The 636-nt window shown below is 47.6% G+C and carries 1 protein-coding gene; it reads right to left on the bottom strand.

Annotation, left to right across the window (positions count from 1 at the left end):
• Positions 1 to 636, bottom strand: a 636-nt coding sequence (locus R7Q46_RS27880; RefSeq protein WP_318078391.1) for an insulinase family protein, incomplete at both ends; no start/stop codon positions are given.

Raw genomic sequence — 636 nt, 5'->3', positions numbered from 1 at the left:
ATAAATGCTAGGGCTGTAATCTAAGCTTGATTCTTCACGGAACGTCTCCAGTACTCGTGCGGCACTGATGCGCTCCAGAATGTCTTCTATCACCGTGTCTTTTGCCGTACGGTTGTACTTGTCGGTGTTGGTAAAACGCAGCAGGTAAAACGATGAAGGCTCGTGACCATCAGTGAAGACCAAGCGCGCTGGCAGCTCATCATTAAATGACACACGATAATCTACAGCTTTACCCGGCTTCATCTTAATTGATGCCACGTATTTGCGTAGAAGCGGCGTAATTTGCTCAGGCTCAACGTCTGCAACAATCACCATTTTGTAACCATGATCGGTTTTAAATAGTTGATCATGCACTGCAAGAATCTGCTCTGGCGTGACGGTATCGGCACCATCACTGCTCAGTAAACGATGACGACTATCCGGCGTGTAAGCGCTGGTGTTCGCTACTTGGATAAGCGTACCCATAGGCGATTCCAAGAAAGCGCTGCGCTCTTGCTTAAACTCTTGTTTCACCGCAGCAAGCTGGCGTTCATCAACCTTGATTTCGGTCGAAAGGTTGTACAAGCCATTCAAAGCTTCAACTAGACGATTTTTTTGCGTCGTAACCTGAACGCCATGCACTGTTGGCTCGAGTAT

It is taken from the genome of Vibrio sp. 811 (genome assembly GCF_033339195.1).
This window is presented reverse-complemented; position numbering and strand designations above follow the sequence as displayed.